This is a genomic window from Mycobacterium sp. 3519A (genome assembly GCF_900240945.1).
Classification (GTDB): Bacteria; Actinomycetota; Actinomycetes; order Mycobacteriales; family Mycobacteriaceae; genus Mycobacterium.
This window is the reverse complement of the sequence record NZ_OESG01000012.1, coordinates 601,320-621,642: the sequence shown is the minus strand read 5'-3', so window position 1 is coordinate 621,642 and position 20,323 is coordinate 601,320. Positions and strand designations below refer to the sequence as shown.

Below are 20,323 nucleotides of genomic sequence, written 5' to 3'. Positions count from 1 at the left end.
ACCCACCATGGCGTTTGACTACAACCCCTACGACTTCCTGCCGAAGCTGCCGTCGTTCACGCTGACCTCGGAGTCGGTCACCGACGGCCAGCCCCTGAGCAACGACCAGGTCAGCGGCATCATGGGCGCGGGAGGCAACGATGTCTCACCGCAGCTGTCGTGGTCCGGCTTCCCCGAGGAGACCCGCAGCTTCGCCGTGACGGTGTACGACCCCGACGCGCCGACGGCATCGGGCTTCTGGCACTGGGCCGTCGCCAACCTGCCCGCCACCGTCACCGAACTGGCTGCCAACGCCGGCGACGGCAGCGAATTGCCAGGTGGCGCAATCACTTTGCGCAACGACGCGGGACTCAGCCGCTTCATCGGCGCCGCGCCGCCACAGGGCCACGGTGTGCACCGGTACTTCATCGCGGTGCATGCCGTCAAGGTCGACAAACTCGAGGTCGACGGTGACGCCAGCCCGGCCTACCTGGGCTTCAACCTGTTCATGAACGCAATCGCGCGGGCCGTCATCCACGGCACGTATGAGCAGAAGTAGCGCGCTTCTCGCGCGGATACTGCAGACCCGGACGCTGGTTCGGGCACCGATCTGGCTCTACCGGGCGCATCTCGGCGTCCTGTTCGGTCATCGCATGCTGATGCTCGAGCACATCGGCCGCAAGAGCGGGGCGCGTCGATATGCGGTACTCGAGGTGGTCGACCGCCCCGGCCCCGACCAGTACGTCATTGTGTCGGGGTTCGGTGAGAAGTCGCAGTGGTATCGCAACGTCGTTGCCGACCCACACGTCCGGGTGAGTGTGGGACTGCGCCGCGATGCGACCGCGACCGCGACGCCGATGACCCCGCAGGCCGTCGACGAGACCCTGGACCGCTACGCCCGGCACCATCCGCGGGCATGGCGCACGCTGCAGGCGGCGATGTCGGCCGCGCTCGACACCCCGGATCTGAAGCTGCCGATGGTGCGACTCGACCTAGCGCGGGACTCCTGAGCCCACCGCATCGGCCAGCGAGGCGAACCCGCCCTCGCGCAGCCTCAGGGCGATGCCGTCGTGAATGTGCTTGGCCCACAAGCCGCCGTCGTAGATGAAGCCGGTGTAGCCCTGCAGCAGTGACGCGCCCGACGTGATGCGATCCCACGCGTCGTCGGCGGTCTGGATGCCGCCGACGCTGATCAACACCAACCGGTCACCGACCCGCCGGTACAACCGGCGCAACACCTCGGCGGACCGTTGCGCGACCGGCGCACCGGACACCCCGCCTGCGCCCAACGCCTCGACACCGGGCGTCGCCAGCCCGTCGCGCGACACCGTGGTGTTCGTCGCGACGATCCCTGCCAACCCCAATTCGACTGCCAGATCCGCGATCTCGTCGACATCCTCATCGGACAGATCCGGGGCGATCTTGACCAGAACCGGCGTCGACGTCTCCGCTTTCACGGCGGCGAGAATCGGCCGCAGCGATTCGACCGCCTGCAGATCACGCAGCCCTGGCGTGTTCGGAGAGCTGACGTTGACCACCAGGAAGTCGGCCAACGGGCCCACCAGACGGGCACTTTGGGCGTAATCGGCAACTGCGTCCTGGGCGGGCGTGGCTTTCGTCTTGCCGATGTTGACCCCGATGGGCACGTCGGGTGTGGTGCGGGTCAGGCGCAGCGCCAGTTCGGCCGCACCGTGGTTGTTGAATCCCATCCGGTTCAGCAGCGCGCGATCGTCGGGCAGCCGGAACATCCGCGGCTGCGGATTACCCGGTTGGGCCTGCGCGGTGACGGTGCCGATCTCCGCATAGCCGAAACCGAGCGCGCCCCACGTGTGCAGCCCTTTGCCGTCCTTGTCGAAACCTGCTGCCAGGCCGAGCGGTCCAGGGAATCGCACCCCGAACACCGTGCTGGCAAGCACAGGATCGCGCGGCGCCAGCCACCGCGTCAGCGCCAGGCGCAGCGGTCGCACCGCAGTCACGACGCGAAGGAAGGCGAACACCAGCGTGTGAATGCGTTCGGGCGCAATGAGAAAGAACGCCCTGCGCAGCGCGCCGTACATCACAGGCCGGGCTGGTCCAGTCTGTCCGCAGCGGTCTTCTTGCGGCGCAGCAGCACCCGCCTGCTTCCGTCGGTGTACAACCGGACCCTGGTGAGCTCCCACCCGCGGTATTCGGCCTCGATGGACAGCCGGGTGGAGGCGCTGATCCTGGTCAACTCCGGCGGCAGCCGCAGCGGTATCCACTCGTAGTCGTCTGACAGATCGTTGTCCCAGCCCTCCGGCATCCGTCCGCGGTGCATCTGCGTCATTGATGCTTCTCCGCGTTCGCGATCACCTGCACACCTGCTCCCGAGCCAGACACCACATACAGGGTGCCAGACGCTTCGTCGAAGGCCAGCGAGTTGGGCTGCTGCACGGTTCGATAACGCACCTTTTCCACGGGGATACCGGTAGCCAGATCGTAACCAACCACCGTGTTGCTCGCCGTTTGCGACACCCAGGCAAGCTTCGACGATCCGGCCAGCCCGTATGGCGCCCCCTGCACCGGATAACGCTGGCGCAAAATAAGCGGGTCGGTGCCGAACACCAGTAGTTCGTCGCCGCGGGTGTCGGCGACCAGCACCCGGCCCGCGGAGTCCGCCGCCATGGTGGTGGCCCCCTCACCGGCCCGCAGCGCGTGCTCAGCTTCCTCACCGCTGGCCGAGATGGTGGTCACCGAAGTCTGGCCCCGGTCCAACACCACAATCGTATTGCCTTGTGCGACAAGCGCATCCACCTTCGCGAAGATCTTCAGCGACGCGCCGACCTTCGAGTCGGAGCTCAGCGTGTAGACCGCCCCGTCCGCGCTGCCCAACGCCAATCTGCCGTCCGCGCGCCTGGCGATCGCCGTGAAGTCGGTGTCCGGTTGACCTTCCACGTCGACCCGGGTGGCGGTGGCCGCGCGCAGGTCGACGCGGAAGTAGCCGCCGCGGGTCGACGCGTACACCGTTCCCTCGTTGTCACCCGCCAGTGCCGTCGCGGGAGCAGGCAGCGTGACCGGTCGGGGCGGGCCGGTCACCGGCACCACAGTCACCTGTGACTGGCTTCCCAAAAGGGGGCTGAGTACCGCCAACGACGTCGTTGCCGCATCGAAGACGGCGACCTGCGCGAGGCCGGTCAGCGGCCGCACCACGCCGTCGGGCGGCGCGGTGACCGGGGGCGACTCTGCGGCCTGTGCGGGCACGATCGTCGCCGGTGGGGCGTCGGGATGATTAGCCGAGCAACCGGCCAATCCGATGGTTGCCAGCACGACAGCGCTGGCTCGAATTAGCTGAGCAAAGGCGTTTGAACCGCGAAACAAGGGGTAGCTCTCGGACGTGCGAATTGGATTTCAATCGAAATGCAAGTGTAGGCAAGCCGGTTATCCACATTTGGCCACGTCCGTCGCGCTCGGCGACGTTCGCGAAGGTATGGTTCGATCATGACCCTCGCCGCAGACAGGGATTTGGGTAACCAACAGTTTGCTATCGAGGACATCACCACAGGTCTGCACGCCAGCGGCTTTGGCCAGGTCGGGGACGGGCGCAGTTTTTCCTTCCACGTCGAGAAGCAGGTGCTGGTCGTCGAGGTGTACCGGCCGCGCATCGCGGGGCCGGTGCCGCAGGCCGAGGACGTCGTCGCGGTCGCCAGTCGCAAGCTCACCGACATCGACGTCACCGATGAGCGCAGTGTCTCCGCGGCGGTACGCGACGCGGTGGCCGCCGCGCAGCCGGTGACACGCACAGCGCGCTGACAGCAACCCCACGGTACGGTCGTCGGCGTGATTGACGCGCCTGCGATGTCGTGGCTGCAAGTCGTCGTTCTCTCGGTGATACAGGGGTTGACAGAGTTCCTGCCTGTTTCGTCGTCGGGACATCTCGCGATCGCCTCGCGAATCTTCTTCGACGACGACGCGGGTGCCTCGTTCACAGCGGTCACCCAGTTGGGCACCGAACTGGCGGTGCTGCTGTATTTCGCGCGCGACATCGGGCGCATCCTGAAGGCCTGGTTCAACGGCCTGTTCGTGGCGGCGCACCGCAACCTCGATTACTGGATGGGCTGGTACGTCATCATCGGCACCATTCCGATCGGGGTGCTTGGTCTGCTGTTCAAAGACGAAATCCGTACTGGCGCAAGGAATCTGTGGCTCATCGCCAGCGCGCTGATCGTGTTCTCCGTCGTGATCGCGGTCGCCGAGTACGTCGGAAGGCAGACCCGGCACGCCGAACAGCTGACGTGGAAGGACAGCATCATCGTCGGCCTGGCGCAGTGTCTGGCGCTGGTGCCCGGCGTCTCGCGCTCGGGCGCGACGATCAGCGCGGGGCTGTTCCTCGGACTCGACCGTGAACTGTCCGCCCGGTTCGGCTTCCTGCTCGCTATCCCCGCCGTGTTCGCCTCGGGTCTGTTCTCGCTGCCCGACGCCTTTCATCCGGTCGGCGAGGGGATGAGCGCCAGCGGCCCGCAACTGTTCGTCGCCACCGTGATCGCATTCGTCATCGGCTTCCTCGCGGTGGCCTGGTTCCTGCGCTTTTTGGTGCGGCACAGCATGTACTGGTTCGTCGGCTACCGCGTGGTGCTCGGCGCCGTGGTGATCGCCCTGCTCGCCGCCGGGGTAGTCTCCGCGACATGACGGTCATCCTGCTCCGGCACGGCAGGTCGACCTCGAACACCGCGCACACCCTGGCCGGTCGCACCAACGGGGTCGACCTCGACGACAAGGGCGCAGAGCAGGCGCAAGCGATTGTCGAGCGGCTGGCCGGGTTGCCGATCCGGGCGATCGTGCGGTCACCGCTGCTGCGCTGCAGGCGCACGGTGGAACCACTCGCCGCGGCGCTCGGCCTGGACCCCATCGTCGACGAGCGCATCTCCGAGGTCGACTACGGCAGCTGGACCGGCCGCAAGATCGGCGATCTGGTGAAGGAACCGCTGTGGGCGGTCGTCCAGCAGCAGCCCAGCGCCGCAGTGTTCCCCGGCGGCGAGGGGCTGGCCCACGTACAGGCCCGCTCGGTCGCAGCCGTGCGTGAACACGACCGCAAGCTGGCCGAACTGCACGAGGGTGACGCGCTGTGGGTCGCGTGTACGCACGGCGACGTGATCAAGGCGATCGTCGCCGACGCGCTCGGCGCACACCTGGACAGCTTCCAGCGCATCACCGCCGATCCCGCGTCGATGAGTGTGATCCGTTACACCGCGTTGCGTCCGTTCGTCATCCACGTCAACCACACTGGTGCTGCGCTGACTGCCGGGCTGCTGGCCAAGCCGGCGACGGCCGACGGCCAAGCCGAGAAGAAGGACGACGAGCTGCCGCCGGAGGATGCGGTAATCGGTGGTTCGACAGATTGACGGAATTACGGCCGACGAGGCTATGCCGGTATTTTGGAGGGTGCCATGGCCCGCGCAATTCACGTCTTCCGTACACCCGACCGGTTCGTCGCCGGGACCGTCGGGCAGCCAGGCAACCGCACGTTCTATCTGCAGGCGGTGCACGACAAACGCGTGATCTCGGTGGTGCTGGAGAAGCAGCAGGTGGCCGTGCTCGCTGAGCGCATCGCGGCGCTGCTGCTCGAGATCAACCGTCGCTTCGGCACGCCCATCCCGCCCGAGACCGGCGACGTCGAGGACCTCAGCCCGCTGATCACCCCCGTCGATGCCGAGTTCCGGGTCGGCACGATGGGGCTGGGCTGGGATTCGGAGGCGCAGACGGTCGTCGTCGAACTGCTCGCGGTGTCGGAAACCGAGTTCGACGCGTCGGTGGTGCTCGACGACGCCGAGGAGGGACCCGACGCGGTGCGGGTGTTTTTGACTCCGGAATCGGCTCGTCAGTTCGCGACGCGATCCAACCGGGTGATCTCGGCTGGCCGCCCGCCATGTCCGCTGTGCGATGAGCCGCTCGACCCGGAGGGCCACATCTGCGTGCGCACCAACGGCTATCGACGCGGCGCCCTTGCCGGGTCCGACGATGACGCCGATTCATAACGATGAGGTGCTGCAGCGCGGCGAGTTGACGGTCATCGGCCGGATCCGGTCAGCGAGCAACGCCACCTTCCTCTGCGAGGCTCACCTCGGTGAGCTGCAGGCGCACTGCGTCTACAAGCCGATCAAGGGCGAGGCTCCGCTGTGGGACTTTCCCGACGGCACGCTGGCGGGACGCGAACTGAGCGCCTACCTGATTTCGGCCGCGCTGGGCTGGAACATCGTGCCCCACACCATCATTCGTGATGGGCCTGCCGGCCCCGGCATGCTGCAGGTGTGGGTCGACCAACCCGGCTCAAGTCTCGGAGAGGTGGGCGACGAACCACAGGCCGGACCCGATCTTGTCGACCTGCTGCCCGCGGGCCACATCCCGCCGGGCTTCCTGCCCGTATTGCAGGCCTACGACTACGCGGGCGACGAAGTGACCCTGGTGCACGCCGACGACATCAGGCTGCGTCGGATGGCGGTCTTCGACGTGCTGATCAACAACGCCGACCGCAAGGGCGGGCACATCCTGTGCGGCGTCGACGGCCACGTCTACGGCGTCGACCACGGCGTGAGCCTGCACGTCGAGGACAAACTCCGCACCGTGCTGTGGGGCTGGTCCGGGAAGCCCGTCGACGACGAAATGCTGGAAGCCGTTGCCCGACTGCGTGACCAGATCCGCGGTGACCTCGGCGATCGACTTCGTGCGCACATCACCCGCCGCGAGGTCGCGGCACTGCACGCCAGAACCGTTGGGCTGCTGGATAACCCGGTGATGCCGACACCGGACCGGCGCAGGCCCATCCCGTGGCCCGCGTTCTGATCAACCCGCCCGGTGAGCCAGCCGCTCGGGCTGGTGGATCAGCGTCATCTTGCCGTCCGTGGTGATCCAGCCACGGGCAACGAAGTCGCACAGCGCCTTGTTGACGCTTTCGCGGGTGGCGCCGATCAGTTGGGCCAACTCCGTCTGCGTCAGATCGTGTCGGACCTGCCAGCTCTACACCGTCGCGGCCTGTTGCATTGTCACGTCTCGAAGCTCGGTCACCGCACCCTCGTCCTTCGCCGCCCCACCGCCAGCCAGCCACGGATTCCACGGCACGGCGACGTTAAACGTCTTCGACGCGTGCGTGGTCTACTGACCCGGTGAATCTGACCGACGCGGCGCTGGCTGCCGACGTGGCGGTCGACGCCGGAAAGCTGCTGTTGGCGGTTCGCGAGGAAGTCGGCTTCGACGATCCGTACGACCTCGGCGACGCGGGCGACATGCGGGCCAACGAGCTGATCCTCGACCGGCTGCGGCGGGACCGGCCCGACGACGCCGTGCTGTCCGAAGAGGCCGTCGACGACCTGTCGCGGGTACATGCCGACCGGGTGTGGATCGTCGACCCCGTCGACGGCACCCGCGAATTCTCCTGGCCGGGCCGCACCGACTGGGCGGTGCACATCGCGCTGTGGCAACGAGACGGCGGCATCACCGACGCGGCCGTGGCGTTGCCGGCGCGCGGAGAGGTCTATCGCACCGACACCGTGACACCACCGCCGCCGCGCCGCGACGGACCCATCCGCATCACCGCGAGCGCCAGCAGGCCACCCGCCGTGTTGTGGCGGCTGCGCGACATGATGGACATCCAGATGGTCCGCATCGGGTCGGCGGGCGCCAAGGCGATGGCCGTCGTTCGCGGCGACGTCGACGCGTACGTGCACGCGGGCGGCCAGTGGGAGTGGGATTCCGCGGCTCCGGCAGGCGTCGTGCAGGCCGCGGGGCTGCACGCCTCCCGGATCGACGGTTCGCCGCTGATCTACAACCGGCGGGACCCCTACCTGCCCGACTTGCTGATGTGCCGCGCCGAGCTGGCCGACGTCCTGCTGGAGGGCATCTGGTCGGCCTACCGGAATTGATAGTCGGGGAATGGAATGGCCTTCGGCGTTGTAGGTCACATCGAAGCAACGCACCATCCGGAGGCCGTCCTGACCGAACACCTTAAAGTCGAGGCTATGCATTCGTGGCCGGCTCCCGACGTCCCGGCTCTGCCAGGCCGCGGGCCGCAGTTGCGGCTCTACGACAGCGCCGACCGGCAGGTGCGTCCCGTCGCCGCCGGCGAGACGGCGTCCATGTACGTCTGCGGCATCACGCCTTATGACGCCACCCATCTCGGACACGCGGCCACCTATCTGGCGTTCGACCTGGTGTACCGGGTGTGGCTGGACAGTGGGCACAAGGTGCACTACGTGCAGAACGTCACCGACGTCGACGATCCGCTGTTCGAGCGGGCCGAGCGCGACGGCATCGACTGGCGCGAACTCGCCGCGCGCGAGACCGACCTGTTCCGCGCGGACATGGCGGCCCTGCGGGTGCTGCCGCCGCACGACTACGTGGCGGCCACCGACGCGATCAGCGAGGTGGTCGAGTTGGTGGAGAAGATGTTGGCCTCCGGTGCGGCCTACGTCGTCGACGATCCCGACTTCCCGGACGTGTACTTCCACGCCGACGCCACCCCACAGTTCGGCTACGAGTCCGGCTACGACCGCGAGACCATGCTGCGGCTGTTCACCGAACGCGGCGGCGACCCGGCCCGCGCGGGTAAGGCCGACGAACTCGATGCACTGATGTGGCGGGCGCAGCGGCCAGGCGAACCGAGCTGGCCGTCACCGTTCGGCCCCGGCAGGCCCGGCTGGCACGTCGAGTGCGCTGCGATCGCGTTGAGCCGCATCGGCACCGGCCTGGACATCCAGGGCGGCGGCAGCGACCTGATCTTCCCGCATCACGAGTTCTCCGCCGCGCACGCCGAATCGGTAACGGGGGAACGGCGATTCGCCCGCCACTACGTGCACGCCGGAATGATCGGCTGGGACGGCCACAAGATGAGCAAGAGCCGCGGCAACCTGGTGTTGGTGTCGCGGCTGCGCGCCGACGGTGTCGAGCCTGCCGCCATCCGACTCGGGTTGCTCGCCGGGCACTACCGCGCCGACCGGTACTGGAGCGATCAGGTGCTCGACGAGGCCATCGCCCGACTGGAGCGGTGGCGGGCCGCTACAGCCCTGCAGGCCGGCCCCGACGCGGCCGATGTCGTCGCGCGGGTGCGGCAGTACCTGGCCGACGATCTGGACACGCCCAAGGCGCTGGCCGCGCTGGACGGCTGGGCGACGGACGCGCTCGAGTACGGCGGCCACGACACCGCGGCGCCGCAGACAGTTGCGACCGCAGTCGACGCATTGCTAGGTGTCCAGTTGTCGCACTGACTACGTTGGCGGCTATGGGTTCTGTGACTGGAAAAGTCGTGCTGATCACCGGCGGCGCCAACGGCGTCGGCGCGGAGGTGGCACGCCGTCTGCACGCCAAGGGCGCCAAGCTGGTGCTGACCGATCTCGACGAGACCAAGCTGGGAGAGGTGGCGGCCGGCCTCGGTAACGAGGGGGTGTTGACCGTCGCCGCCGACGTGCGTGACCTGTCGGCAATGGAGGGCGCCGTCGCCGAGGGCGTCGAGCGCTTCGGCGGGATCGATGTCGTCGTGGCCAACGCCGGAATCGCGACGTACGGATCGGTGCTGCAGGTCGATCCGCAGGCGTTCCGGACGCTGATCGACGTCAACATCGTCGGCGTCTTCAACACCGTGCGTGCCGCGCTGAAGCAGGTCATCGACCGACGCGGTTACGTGTTGATCGTCTCGTCGCTCGCGGCGTTCGCGGCCGCGCCAGGGATGGCGCCCTACGACGCGGCCAAGGCCGGTGTGGAGCACTTCGCCAACTCGCTGCGCCTGGAAGTCGCGCACCTGGGCGTCGACGTGGGCTCGGCGCACATGTCGTGGATCGACACTCCGCTGGTCCGCGACAGCAAGGCCGATATGCCGGCGTTCCGGCAGATGCTGGACGCGCTGCCGGGCCCGCTGGGCAAGACCACGTCGGTACAGAAGTGCGGAGAGGCGTTCGTCGCAGGCATCGAGGGCCGCAAGCGGCACATCTTCGTACCCGGCTGGGTCGGCCTCCTGCGCTGGCTCAAGCCCTTCCTGTCGACCCGCGTCGGCGAGGCGCCGACGCTGAAGATGGCACCGGAGATGCTCCCGAAGATGGACGCGGAGGTGGCCGCGTTGGGCCGGTCGATGAGCGCGCGTAACGAGGCGCTGGAGAAGCGCTGACTCCTCGCTGCCCAGTGGCCAGTTATCGCACGCCAGACACGGGCGGTTTCACGCTGTGATTGCAACAGCGGGTGGTTTTGACGGGTTTGAGAGTAGTTCGTCGAGGGTTTCGGCTGGGGTCTTCCAGCTCAGGGTTTGCCGGGGCCGGTTGTTGAGCTTGGCGGCGACGTAGTCCAGATAGTCTGCCGGGAAGATCGACAAGTCGGTGCCTTTAGCAAAGTATTGGCGCAGCAGTCCGTTGGTGTTCTCGTTGGTCCCGCGCTGCCATGGTGAGTGCGGATCACAGAAGTAGATATCTAATTCCGTCGCTGCGGCGATAGCGGCGTGATTGGCCATCTCTTTGCCTTGATCCCAGGTCAGTGTCTTACGCAGAATCGCCGGCAGCTGAGCCATTTTCGCGACGATGGCCTCTTGCACTGCCAGGGCACCGTGGTCGTCAGGCAGATGCAGCAGCAGCACGAACCGAGTCATGCGTTCGACCACGGTGCCGATCGCCGAACCCGATGCGGTGCTACCCATGATCAGGTCACCTTCCCAGTGGCCGGGTACGGCACGGTCTTCGACCTCCGGTGGACGCTCGCTGATGTTGACCATGTCGCGGATTTGCCCTCGGCGCTGGTTACCGCGTCGTTGAGGCTTGCGCAACGCCCGCCCAGTGCGTAGACATTTGTGCAGCTCACGGCGCCGATTTCCTTTACCCTGCACGTAGATCGACTGATAGATGGTCTCGTGGGACACCCGCATCTCCGCATCGTCGGGAAATTCGATCGGCAGCCGGTTGGCGATCTGTTGAGGACTGTGGTCGTCTAGCAGCCGATTCTGCACCTCAAGGTGCAACCGTTCATTGGTGGCCAGCTTGCGCGGTTTCGGGCGTCGAGCCCGCGCGTGAGCACGCGCCTGTGCGACGCCGGCCCGATACCTCGGCGTGGCATCCCAGCCGCCGTGCCGTTGCGCCCCGAACCGGTACCGCGAACGATATCGTCCACGGCAGAACGCGTTTCGGTCGATCTCACGCATGACCGTCGAGGCCGGGCGGCCCAGCCGCCTGCCGATCTGCCGAATGCTTTCCCCTCTGGCAATGCCGTCTTGAATTTCGTTACGTTCGTCTTCGCCCAGCCGCGACCACTTCCGCACACCGGTCTCATCAGGAAATTTGGGTCTCACCCCGCCAGCATCGGCAAACCAGCGCCAGCCGGTGCGCACCGACACACCGACTGCCTGCGCCGCCTCCACCACCGACGTGCCATCGCCGACATGACCCCAGAACTGACGACCAACACAGGCATAACGCGACGGACGCATCAACAACTCCTCAGCTAGGAGCCGTTGCAATCACCCCTTGAACCTGAGACGAGGAAGCGTGACATAACTGGCCGCTCAGCCCCTGAAGCCCGGGCCGCGGCGGCGCAGGTAACGCTCGAACTCGGCCGCCAGCGCGTCGCCGTCGATCTTGCCGAGCGCCTCGTTCATGTCGACCTCGGCGTCGCCGCGCTCCTCGAGCGACTGCACGTATTCGGCGATCTCGTCGTCCTCGGCCGTCATCTCGCTGACGGCCTGCTCCCACTCCTCGGCCTGACTGGGCAGATCCGCGAGCGGCACCTCTATATCGAGCACGTCCTCGACGCGACGCAGCAGCGCCACCGTCGCCTTGGGATTCGGCGGCTGCGACACGTAGTGCGGAACAGCGGCCCAGAACGTCACCGCCGGAATGCCCGCCTGCACACACGCGTCCTGGAACACCCCGGCGATGCCGGTCGGGCCTTCGTAGCGGGTCTCCTCCAAACCGAACGTCTTCGCCGAATCGGGGGAGTACGCCGCACCCGAGACCGGGACCGGCCGGGTGTGCGGCGTATCGGCCAGCAGAGCACCCAGGATGACGACGGTCTGCACGTTGAGCTTGTCGGCGATCGCCAGCAGTTCGGCGCAGAACGTCCGCCACCGCATGTTCGGCTCGACACCGTGCATCAGCACGATGTCGCGATCGGACCCCGGCGGGCGGCAGTGCGAGATCCGCATCGACGGCCACACCAGTTCGCGGGTGACGCCGTCGACCTGCCTGATGACCGGGCGATTCACCTGGTAGTCGTAGTAGGCCTCGTCGTCGATCTCGACGATCGGCTCGGCCTCCCAGATCGCGTCGAGGTGTTCCAACGCATCGCTGGCGGCGTCGCCAGCGTCGTTCCAGCCTTCGAAGGCGGCGACAATCACGGTGTCGTTGAGTTTGGGCAGGCCCGGGCGGTTTTCGGATGAGCCGCTTGCGCGAAGACCATCCTTGTAGCCGCTCGCATCCGACGGGGTCACTACGCCAGCGTAAGCCCTGCGCGGTAGGTGCGAGGGGCATAGCCACACGTGGCGATCCGCGAATCGGAGGCCGGAACGAAATACGTTCGGCTGCAATATCGTTAACCTGTTTAACTATAAGACGACGCGGGGGTGAGCTGGGCGTCCAGACGTCGATCAGGTGACGACGTAGACTGTCTTGGCCGAGAGGCGTTGCAACGGGACCGGGTGGTAGAACCGGTATCCGCCACGCTCGGCAGAGTCAAGGACGCCTTCCGCTTACGGAAGGAGTGCACGTGACCGTGTGGGAGCCGAACATCCGCCCCGACTGCACCGACGAACTGACGGCCGCACTGCGTCAGCGGATCGTCGTCATCGATGGCGCGATGGGCACGGCGATCCAGCGCGACCGGCCGGACGAGGCCGGTTACCGCGGCGAGCGGTTCGCGGAGTGGCCGACCGCCCTGCAGGGCAACAACGACCTGCTCACCCTGACGCAGCCGCACATCATCGAGGGCATCCATCGCGAGTACCTCGAGGCGGGCGCTGACATCGTCGAGACCAACACGTTCAACGCGAACGCGATCTCACTGTCCGACTACGGCATGGCCGAACTGGCCTACGAGCTGAACTACGCAGGCGCGGCGCTGGCCCGCACGGCCGTCGACGACTTCAGCACCCCGGACAGGCCGCGCTACGTCGCCGGTGCCATCGGGCCCACGACGCGGACCGCGTCGATCTCCCCGGACGTCAACGATCCCGGTGCCCGCAACGTGTCCTACGACCAGTTGGCCGACGCATACCTCGACGCCGCCAGGGGTCTGGTCGACGGCGGTGCGGATCTGCTCATCGTCGAGACCATCTTCGACACGCTCAACGCCAAGGCCGCGATCTTCGCCATCGAGACGTTGTTCGAGGAGCGCGGCCGACGCTGGCCGGTGATCATCTCGGGCACCATCACCGACGCCTCCGGACGCACCCTGTCCGGTCAGGTCACCGAAGCGTTCTGGAACTCGATCCGGCACGCCAAGCCACTGGCCGTCGGCCTCAACTGCGCGCTCGGCGCGCCGGAGATGCGGCCCTACATCGCCGAGATGTCGCGCATCGCTGACACTTTCGTGTCCTGCTATCCGAATGCCGGGCTGCCCAACGCTTTCGGCGAATACGACGAGTCGCCGAAGCGTCAGGCAGGCTACGTCGCCGAATTCGCCGTGGCCGGCTTCGTCAACATGGTCGGTGGCTGCTGCGGGACGACGCCCGCGCACATCGCCGAGATCGCCAAGGTCGTCGAGGGCAAACCGCCGCGCCAGGTGCCGGAGATCGAAGTGGCGACCCGGCTTTCGGGTCTGGAGCCGCTCAACATCGACGACAACTCGCTGTTCGTGAACATCGGTGAGCGGACCAACATCACCGGCTCCGCCCGGTTCCGCAACCTGATCAAGGCCGAGGACTACGACACTGCGCTGTCGGTGGCCCTGCAACAGGTCGAGGTCGGTGCACAGGTCATCGACATCAACATGGACGAGGGCATGATCGACGGCGTCGCCGCGATGGACCGGTTCACCAAGCTGATCGCGGCCGAACCCGACATCAGCAGGGTCCCGGTGATGATCGACTCCTCCAAGTGGGAGGTCATCGAGGCGGGCCTGAAGAACGTGCAGGGCAAGCCGATCGTCAACTCGATCTCCCTGAAGGAGGGCGAGGAGAAGTTCGTCCGCGAGGCCCGGCTGTGCCGCAAGTACGGCGCCGCGGTCGTCGTGATGGCCTTCGACGAACAGGGCCAGGCCGACAACCTCGAGCGCCGCAAGCAGATCTGCGGGCGCGCCTACCGGATCCTCACCGAAGAGGTCGGCTTCCCGGCCGAGGACATCATCTTCGACCCGAACTGCTTCGCGTTGGCGACCGGTATCGAGGAGCATGCGACCTACGGCATCGACTTCATCGAGGCCTGCCGCTGGATCAAGGAGAACCTGCCGGGGGTGCACATCTCCGGCGGCATCTCCAACGTGTCGTTCTCGTTCCGCGGCAACAACCCGGTCCGCGAGGCCATCCACTCGGTGTTCCTGTTCCACGCCATCAAGGCCGGTCTGGACATGGGCATCGTCAACGCAGGCGCGCTGGTGCCCTACGACTCGATCGACGCGGAGCTGCGGGACCGCATCGAGGACGTCGTGCTGAACCGTCGCGAGGACGCGGCCGAGCGGCTGCTGGAGATCGCGGAGCGATTCAACAAGTCGGAGAAGGCGGACGAGGCGGAGGCGGCCGAGTGGCGCAGCCTGCCGGTCCGCGAGCGCATCACGCACGCCTTGGTCAAGGGCATCGACGCCCACGTCGACGAGGACACCGAGGAACTGCGCGCCGAGATCGCCGCCGCGGGAGGGCGGCCCATCGAGGTGATCGAGGGTCCGCTGATGGACGGCATGAACGTCGTCGGTGACCTGTTCGGCTCCGGCAAGATGTTCCTGCCCCAGGTGGTGAAGTCGGCGCGGGTGATGAAGAAGGCCGTCGCGTACCTGCTGCCGTTCATCGAGGCGGAGAAGGAAGAGAACGGCACTTCAGGCAGCAAGGACACCAACGGCACGATCATCATGGCGACCGTCAAGGGCGACGTCCACGACATCGGCAAGAACATCGTCGGAGTTGTCCTGCAGTGCAACAACTTCGAGGTCATCGACCTCGGTGTGATGGTGCCCGCCGAGAAGATCCTGGCCGCGGCCAGGGAGCACGACGCCGACATCATCGGGCTGTCCGGGCTGATCACCCCGTCGCTGGACGAGATGGTCAACTTCGCCGTCGAGATGGAACGCGAGGGGCTGGAGATCCCGCTGCTGATCGGCGGCGCGACCACCTCGCGTGCGCACACCGCGGTGAAGGTGGCGCCGCGACGGTCGGGTCCGGTGGTCTGGGTGAAGGACGCGTCGCGCTCGGTGCCGGTCGCGGCCGCGCTGCTCGACGACAAGCAGCGTCCGGCGCTGCTCGAGGCGACCGAGAAGGATTACGCCTCGCTGCGGGAACGGCACGCGCAGAAGAACGAGCGGCCGATGCTGACGCTGGAGAAGGCGCGCGCGAACCGGACGCCGATCGACTGGGACGGCTACACGCCACCCGTGCCGGCCCAGGGGCTTGGAGTACGGGACTTCTCCGACTACGACCTCGCCGAGTTGCGCGAATTCATCGACTGGCAGCCGTTTTTCAACGCCTGGGAGATGAAGGGCCGGTTCCCCGACATCCTCAACAACCCGGCGTCGGGTGAGGCCGCGCGCAAGCTGTACGACGACGCGCAGGAGATGCTCGACACCCTAATCAAAGAGAAGTGGCTGACGGCCAACGGGGTGATCGGCTTCTTCCCTGCCAACGCCGTGGGTGACGACATCGAGGTCTACACCGACGACACCCGCACCGAGGTGCTGACCACGTTGCACAACCTGCGTCAGCAGGGTGAGCACCGCGACGGCATCCCGAACCGGTCGCTCGGCGACTTCATCGCCCCCAAGGTAACGGGTCTGGCCGACTACGTCGGCGCGTTCGCGGTCACCGCGGGACTCGGCAGCAGTGACAAGATCGCCGAGTTCAAGGCCGAGCACGACGACTACAGCGCGATCCTGCTGGAGTCGCTCGCCGACCGGTTGGCCGAGGCGTTCGCCGAACGGATGCACCAACGGGTCCGCAAGGAGTTCTGGGGCTACCAGCCCGACGAGCACCTGGACAACGACGCGCTGATCGGCGAGAAGTACGTGGGAATCCGGCCCGCGCCGGGCTATCCGGCGTGCCCGGAGCACACCGAGAAGGCCACCCTCTGGCAGCTGATGGACGTCCAGGAGCGGACCGGTATCGAGCTCACCGAGTCGATGGCGATGTGGCCGGGTGCCGCCGTCAGCGGCTGGTACTTCTCGCACCCGCAGTCGCAGTACTTCGTGGTGGGCCGGTTGGCCCAGGATCAGGTCGCCGACTATGCCAAGCGCAAAGGCTGGACGCTGAAGGAAGCCGAACGCTGGTTGGCACCGAATCTCGGCTACAACCCGGAGGACTGAATCCGCGAAACTGCTGTTGTCGCGAGGAAGTTCGAGTGAGTTGCACAACAACTACAGTCTCGCGATTTAGCCGCACGCCGACCGCCATGACAGAATTGGGGTCATGCAGGCGGTGCTGTTCGACATGGATGGCACGCTCGTCGACTCCGAAAAACTCTGGGACATCTCGCTGGGGGCGCTCTACGAACACCTCGGTGGTCGGCTGACGCCCGAGGTGCGCGAATCGATGGTCGGCGGATCCGCCGAGGACACCATGCAGACCGTGTACGCCGACCTGGGTTTGCGGATGGACCCCGCAGCGATGTCAGACTCCATCCGCTGGCTGCACGACTACACCGCGGAGTTGTTCGACGAGGGATTGCCGTGGTGCGACGGCGCGCAGGAGTTGCTGGAAGCGCTTGCCGCCGAAGGCACTCCGATGGCGCTGGTGACCAACACCCAACGTCAACTCACCGACCGGGCCTTGAACAGCATTGGGCGCCAATACTTCTCGACGACTGTGTGCGCCGACGAGGTAGCGCAGGGCAAACCGGCGCCCGATCTTTATCTGCGGGCGGCCGAACTGTTGGACCTCGCGCCGGATTTCTGTCTGGCCATTGAGGACTCGGTGACGGGCACCGCGGCGGCCGAGAGCGCAGGCTGTCCGGTGCTGGTGGTGCCCAATGACGTCGTGGTGCCCAAGGGCCCGCGGCGACGCCACGTCCGTTCGCTCGCCGGCATCGACGTCGCCGACCTGCGCCGGGTGCACGCGGAACTCACACAGTTCGGGGAACGCACCGCCTGACGTCGCCGTAAGTGGTTGAATGTGACCCACATCACGCAATGTTGCGGAGGGGTGTCACATGACTCACGGACCCGTTGGCGATTCCTCTTCCGTAGTGGAGTACGAAGAAACCGAGCACGCCGGCCGCGTCGTCCGGATCGCGTCGGTGGCCGCGCTCGGCGGTCTGCTGTTCGGCTATGACAGCGCGGTGATCAACGGCGCCGTGTCGGCGATCGAGGGCCAATTCGGGGTCGGCGGTTTCAAGCTGGGCTTCGCCGTGGCCTCGGCGCTGCTCGGGGCCGCCCTCGGCGCGGTCACCGCGGGCAGGCTCGCCGATCGGATCGGCCGACTGGCGGTGATGAAGATCGCCGCGCTGCTGTTCCTGATCAGTGCGATCGGCGCCGGGCTGTCCTTCAACTTCGTCGGGACCAACGACGACCACTACCTCGGCCTGCCCAGCGGCGTCTGGATGCTGGTGGTGTTCCGGATCGTCGGCGGCATCGGCGTGGGCGTGGCTTCCGTCATCGCGCCGATGTACATCGCGGAGACGTCGCCGCCGCGTATCCGAGGGCGACTCGGCTCGCTGCAACAGTTGGCCATCGTGACCGGCATCTTCCTGTCGCTGGCAATCGATTATGTGCTCGCGGGATTGGCCGGTGGTTCGGGTGAGGTGCTGTGGATGGGCATGGAGGCCTGGCGTTGGATGTTCATCGTGATGGCGGTGCCCGCGGTCGTCTACGGCGCGTTGGCCTTCACCATTCCCGAATCGCCCCGATACCTCGTCGCGAAGTACCGCATCCCCGAGGCCCGCAAGGTTCTTTCGGTTCTTCTCGGCGAGAAGGCCCTCGAGCTGACGATCACCCGGATTCAGGAATCGCTGAAAGCCGAAAAGCCGCCGTCCTGGAGCGATTTGAAGAAGCCGACCGGCGGCATCTACGGAATTGTCTGGGTGGGACTTGGGCTTTCGATCTTCCAGCAGTTCGTTGGCATCAACGTCATCTTCTACTACTCCAACATCCTCTGGGAGGCAGTGGGATTCGGCGAGAGCGCGGCCTTCCTCATCACGGTCATCACGTCGGTCACCAACATCGCGACCACATTGATCGCGATCGCGCTGGTCGACAAGGTCGGGCGTAAACCGCTGCTGCTGGTCGGCTCGGTCGGGATGGCGGTCACGCTGGGCACGATGGCGGTCATCTTCGGCCTGGTGGCGGAACTCGAACCCAACGAAGCAGGCGAGATGGTGCCGTCGCTGCCCGGGGCCTCAGGGCCGATCGCCCTGGTCGCCGCCAACCTCTTCGTGGTGGCCTTCGGCATGTCGTGGGGGCCGATGGTCTGGGTGTTGCTTGGTGAGATGTTCCCGAACCGCATCAGGGCGGCCGCCCTCGGCCTCGCCGCGGCGGGTCAATGGGTGGCCAACTGGTTGATCACCGTGACGTTCCCCGGACTGCGTGACCACCTGGGCATGGCTTACGGCTTCTACGCGCTGTGCGCGTTCTTGTCGTTCCTCTTCGTGTGGCAGTGGGTGCAGGAAACCAAGGGCATGCACCTGGAGGACATGCATCGCGAGGCCTACCACCACGAGACGCATCACGCGGCGCACTGACGTGTCGCTTTTTGTGGGAACGATGGCGCACCTGCTAGGGGCAGCCTGACCTCCTTGGAGTCCACACTTGCGGCAAGAGCCGACTTCCGGCCCGCCACAAGGAGACTCGACAATGACTGAACCGACGACGAACGATGCTGGCATCCCGGTCGCCAGCGATGTGCACTCGCTGACGATCGGGCCCGACGGCCCGATCGTGCTGCAAGACAGCTACCTGATCGAGCAGATGGCCAACTTCAACCGGGAGCGCATCCCGGAACGCCAACCGCACGCCAAGGGGTCCGGCGCCTTCGGCTATTTCGAGGTGACCAACGACGTCAGCGCCCACACTCGCGCCGCGGTGTTCCAGCCGGGTGTGAAAACCGAGACGCTGATTCGGTTTTCGACGGTGGCGGGGGAGCGCGGCAGCCCAGACACCTGGCGTGACCCGCGCGGTTTCGCGCTGCGGTTCTACACTTCCGAGGGCAACCTCGACATCGTCGGAAACAACACCCCGGTGTTCTTCATCAGGGATCCGCTGAAGTTCGGCCACTTCATCCGCTCGCAGAAGCGTCGTGCGGACAACAACCTGCGCGATCACGACATGCAGTGGGATTTCTTCACGTTGACCCCGGAGTCGGCGCATCAGGTGGCGTGGTTGTTCGGTGACCGCGGTATCCCCAGCACCTGGCGGCACATGAACGGCTACGGCAGCCACACCTACAGCTGGCTGAACGCCGACGGGAAGATCTCGTGGGTCAAATACCACTTCATCTCCGATCAGGGGGTGCAGAACCTGACGCAGGGCGATGCCGACCGGCTGGTCAGCGTCGACGGCGACTACCACGCGCGTGACCTGCACCAGGCGATCAAGAACGGCGACTACCCGAGTTGGACGCTGAAGGTGCAGATCATGCCCTTCGACGACGCCAAGACGTACCGAATCAACCCGTTCGACCTGACCAAGGTGTGGCCGCACGCCGACTACCCGCTGATCGAGGTGGGCAGGTTGGTGTTGAACCGCAACTTCACCGACCACCACACCGAGATCGAGCAGGCCGCGTTCTCGCCGAGCAACCAGGTGCCCGGCACCGGCTTGTCCCCGGACAAGATGCTGCTGGGCCGCACCTTCGCCTACAACGATGCGCACCGGGCCCGGTTGGGCGTCAACTACAAGCAGATCCCGGTCAACGCGCCGAAGGCGCCGGTGCACTCGTACTCCAAGGACGGCGCCATGCGCATCCACAACGTCGCCGACCCTGTGTACGCGCCCAACTCCTACGGCGGTCCGCAGGCGGACCCGGCCAGGGCCGCGGAGGTGGTGTGGTCGGTCGACGGTGAGATGGTGCGCGCCGCCAACACGCCACGGGCCGCCGACGACGACTGGGGGCAGGCAGGCGTGCTGGTGCGCGACGTGATGGACGACGCGGAACGCCGCCGGTTGGTGAGCAATGTCGCCGGGCACCTGCGTAACGGCGTGTCCGAACAGGTGCTGCAGCGGGCCTTCGACTACTGGCGCAGCATCGACAAGAGCGTCGGCGACAGCATCGAGGAGGCGGTCCGAGGCAAACCCGCGTGAC

The 20,323-nt window shown here is 66.5% G+C and carries 19 protein-coding genes and 1 pseudogene; 14 read left to right on the top strand and 6 right to left on the bottom strand.

Annotation, left to right across the window (positions count from 1 at the left end):
* Positions 1-7 precede the first annotated feature (7 nt).
* Entirely contained in the window at positions 8-538 is a 531-nt protein-coding gene (locus C1A30_RS05245; RefSeq protein ID WP_101947164.1) for a YbhB/YbcL family Raf kinase inhibitor-like protein, read from the top strand.
* The gene (locus tag C1A30_RS05240; protein WP_101947163.1) at positions 525-989 is read left to right on the top strand and encodes a nitroreductase family deazaflavin-dependent oxidoreductase; all 465 of its coding nucleotides are present in this window, start codon (positions 525-527) and stop codon (positions 987-989) included. Before C1A30_RS05245 ends, C1A30_RS05240 begins: the two co-directional genes overlap by 14 nt.
* On the opposite strand, the gene C1A30_RS05235 is transcribed toward C1A30_RS05240, so the two are convergent.
* The 3 genes from C1A30_RS05235 to C1A30_RS05225 are packed head-to-tail and all read right to left on the bottom strand — an operon-like array spanning position 972 to position 3,264.
* Positions 972-2,036 carry a quinone-dependent dihydroorotate dehydrogenase gene (locus C1A30_RS05235; RefSeq protein WP_101947162.1) on the bottom strand — a complete coding sequence of 355 codons (1,065 nt, stop codon included), beginning with the start codon at positions 2,034-2,036 and terminating at the stop codon, positions 972-974. The genes C1A30_RS05240 and C1A30_RS05235 overlap by 18 nt on opposite strands.
* Entirely contained in the window at positions 2,036-2,284 is a 249-nt protein-coding gene (locus C1A30_RS05230; protein ID WP_067801898.1) for a DUF5703 family protein, read from the bottom strand. The genes C1A30_RS05235 and C1A30_RS05230 overlap by 1 nt, the downstream gene beginning before the upstream one ends.
* A complete protein-coding gene (locus C1A30_RS05225; RefSeq protein ID WP_101947161.1) occupies positions 2,281-3,264 on the bottom strand; it encodes a YncE family protein in 984 nt (327 codons plus the stop codon). Before C1A30_RS05225 ends, C1A30_RS05230 begins: the two co-directional genes overlap by 4 nt.
* 171 nt (positions 3,265-3,435) lie before the next feature.
* On the opposite strand from C1A30_RS05225, the gene C1A30_RS05220 reads away from it, so the two are divergent.
* Genes C1A30_RS05220 through C1A30_RS05200 form a run of 5 tightly spaced genes read left to right on the top strand, consistent with a single transcriptional unit; the run spans position 3,436 to position 6,774 of the window.
* Positions 3,436-3,747: a hypothetical protein gene (locus tag C1A30_RS05220; protein WP_101947160.1), complete on the top strand. Its 312-nt coding sequence runs from the start codon at positions 3,436-3,438 to the stop codon at positions 3,745-3,747.
* Between the two features lie 45 nt (positions 3,748-3,792).
* Entirely contained in the window at positions 3,793-4,623 is an 831-nt protein-coding gene (locus C1A30_RS05215; protein ID WP_101947159.1) for an undecaprenyl-diphosphate phosphatase, read from the top strand.
* Positions 4,620-5,336, top strand: coding sequence for a histidine phosphatase family protein (locus C1A30_RS05210; protein WP_101947158.1), 717 nt, complete (start codon positions 4,620-4,622; stop codon positions 5,334-5,336). Before C1A30_RS05215 ends, C1A30_RS05210 begins: the two co-directional genes overlap by 4 nt.
* A 45-nt stretch (positions 5,337-5,381) precedes the next feature.
* Positions 5,382-5,969 carry a DUF3090 domain-containing protein gene (locus C1A30_RS05205; RefSeq protein ID WP_101947653.1) on the top strand — a complete coding sequence of 196 codons (588 nt, stop codon included), beginning with the start codon at positions 5,382-5,384 and terminating at the stop codon, positions 5,967-5,969.
* Positions 5,953-6,774, top strand: a complete 822-nt coding sequence (locus C1A30_RS05200; RefSeq protein ID WP_101947157.1) for an SCO1664 family protein — start codon at positions 5,953-5,955, stop codon at positions 6,772-6,774. Before C1A30_RS05205 ends, C1A30_RS05200 begins: the two co-directional genes overlap by 17 nt.
* Here the strand turns inward: C1A30_RS05200 and C1A30_RS05195 are convergent.
* A pseudogene (locus C1A30_RS05195) lies at positions 6,775-6,942 on the bottom strand (helix-turn-helix domain-containing protein); the annotation flags it as partial.
* A gap of 152 nt (positions 6,943-7,094) precedes the next feature.
* Here C1A30_RS05195 and C1A30_RS05190 point away from each other — a divergent pair.
* The 3 genes from C1A30_RS05190 (at position 7,095) to C1A30_RS05180 (ending at position 10,084) form a co-directional block, all read left to right on the top strand.
* A complete protein-coding gene (locus C1A30_RS05190) occupies positions 7,095-7,850 on the top strand; it encodes a 3'(2'),5'-bisphosphate nucleotidase CysQ (protein WP_101947156.1) in 756 nt (251 codons plus the stop codon).
* Positions 7,851-7,946: 96 nt separating this feature from the next.
* Complete coding sequence (gene mshC / locus C1A30_RS05185; protein WP_101947652.1) at positions 7,947-9,191, top strand: cysteine--1-D-myo-inosityl 2-amino-2-deoxy-alpha-D-glucopyranoside ligase; 1,245 nt, start codon at positions 7,947-7,949, stop codon at positions 9,189-9,191.
* A 14-nt stretch (positions 9,192-9,205) separates the two neighbouring features.
* A complete protein-coding gene (locus C1A30_RS05180; RefSeq protein ID WP_200828163.1) occupies positions 9,206-10,084 on the top strand; it encodes an SDR family oxidoreductase in 879 nt (292 codons plus the stop codon).
* A gap of 48 nt (positions 10,085-10,132) precedes the next feature.
* Here C1A30_RS05180 and C1A30_RS05175 read toward each other — a convergent pair whose 3' ends face one another.
* Both C1A30_RS05175 and C1A30_RS05170 read right to left on the bottom strand, forming a co-directional pair.
* Positions 10,133-11,386, bottom strand: a complete 1,254-nt coding sequence (locus C1A30_RS05175) for an IS30 family transposase (protein WP_235009658.1) — start codon at positions 11,384-11,386, stop codon at positions 10,133-10,135.
* A gap of 75 nt (positions 11,387-11,461) precedes the next feature.
* Positions 11,462-12,313, bottom strand: a complete 852-nt coding sequence (locus tag C1A30_RS05170; RefSeq protein ID WP_101947650.1) for a PAC2 family protein — start codon at positions 12,311-12,313, stop codon at positions 11,462-11,464.
* Between the two features lie 347 nt (positions 12,314-12,660).
* Here C1A30_RS05170 and metH point away from each other — a divergent pair, with 347 nt between their 5' ends.
* The 4 genes from metH to C1A30_RS05150 all read left to right on the top strand — a co-directional run bounded on the left by metH (position 12,661) and on the right by C1A30_RS05150 (position 20,322).
* Positions 12,661-16,395: a methionine synthase gene (gene metH, locus C1A30_RS05165; RefSeq protein ID WP_235009657.1), complete on the top strand. Its 3,735-nt coding sequence runs from the start codon at positions 12,661-12,663 to the stop codon at positions 16,393-16,395.
* 103 nt (positions 16,396-16,498) lie between these two features.
* Positions 16,499-17,179, top strand: coding sequence for an HAD family phosphatase (locus C1A30_RS05160; RefSeq protein ID WP_101947153.1), 681 nt, complete (start codon positions 16,499-16,501; stop codon positions 17,177-17,179).
* Positions 17,180-17,237: 58 nt separating this feature from the next.
* A complete protein-coding gene (locus tag C1A30_RS05155) occupies positions 17,238-18,764 on the top strand; it encodes a sugar porter family MFS transporter (RefSeq protein WP_101947152.1) in 1,527 nt (508 codons plus the stop codon).
* Between the two features lie 112 nt (positions 18,765-18,876).
* A complete protein-coding gene (locus tag C1A30_RS05150; protein WP_101947151.1) occupies positions 18,877-20,322 on the top strand; it encodes a catalase in 1,446 nt (481 codons plus the stop codon).
* Position 20,323: the final 1 nt, after the last annotated feature.

Excerpts from the sequence above, each read along its gene's own strand:
- C1A30_RS05245 (WP_101947164.1), top strand. The coding sequence starts at position 8 with ATGGCGTTTGACTACAACCCCTACGACTTCCTGCCGAAGCTGCCGTCG.
- C1A30_RS05240 (WP_101947163.1), top strand. The coding sequence starts at position 525 with ATGAGCAGAAGTAGCGCGCTTCTCGCGCGGATACTGCAGACCCGGACG.
- C1A30_RS05235 (WP_101947162.1), bottom strand. The coding sequence starts at position 2,036 with ATGTACGGCGCGCTGCGCAGGGCGTTCTTTCTCATTGCGCCCGAACGC.
- C1A30_RS05230 (WP_067801898.1), bottom strand. The coding sequence starts at position 2,284 with ATGACGCAGATGCACCGCGGACGGATGCCGGAGGGCTGGGACAACGAT.
- C1A30_RS05220 (WP_101947160.1), top strand. The coding sequence starts at position 3,436 with ATGACCCTCGCCGCAGACAGGGATTTGGGTAACCAACAGTTTGCTATC.
- C1A30_RS05215 (WP_101947159.1), top strand. The coding sequence starts at position 3,793 with ATGTCGTGGCTGCAAGTCGTCGTTCTCTCGGTGATACAGGGGTTGACA.
- C1A30_RS05210 (WP_101947158.1), top strand. The coding sequence starts at position 4,620 with ATGACGGTCATCCTGCTCCGGCACGGCAGGTCGACCTCGAACACCGCG.
- C1A30_RS05205 (WP_101947653.1), top strand. The coding sequence starts at position 5,382 with ATGGCCCGCGCAATTCACGTCTTCCGTACACCCGACCGGTTCGTCGCC.
- C1A30_RS05200 (WP_101947157.1), top strand. The coding sequence starts at position 5,953 with ATGACGCCGATTCATAACGATGAGGTGCTGCAGCGCGGCGAGTTGACG.
- mshC (WP_101947652.1), top strand. The coding sequence starts at position 7,947 with ATGCATTCGTGGCCGGCTCCCGACGTCCCGGCTCTGCCAGGCCGCGGG.
- C1A30_RS05180 (WP_200828163.1), top strand. The coding sequence starts at position 9,206 with ATGGGTTCTGTGACTGGAAAAGTCGTGCTGATCACCGGCGGCGCCAAC.
- C1A30_RS05175 (WP_235009658.1), bottom strand. The coding sequence starts at position 11,386 with ATGCGTCCGTCGCGTTATGCCTGTGTTGGTCGTCAGTTCTGGGGTCAT.
- C1A30_RS05160 (WP_101947153.1), top strand. The coding sequence starts at position 16,499 with ATGCAGGCGGTGCTGTTCGACATGGATGGCACGCTCGTCGACTCCGAA.
- C1A30_RS05155 (WP_101947152.1), top strand. The coding sequence starts at position 17,238 with ATGACTCACGGACCCGTTGGCGATTCCTCTTCCGTAGTGGAGTACGAA.
- C1A30_RS05150 (WP_101947151.1), top strand. The coding sequence starts at position 18,877 with ATGACTGAACCGACGACGAACGATGCTGGCATCCCGGTCGCCAGCGAT.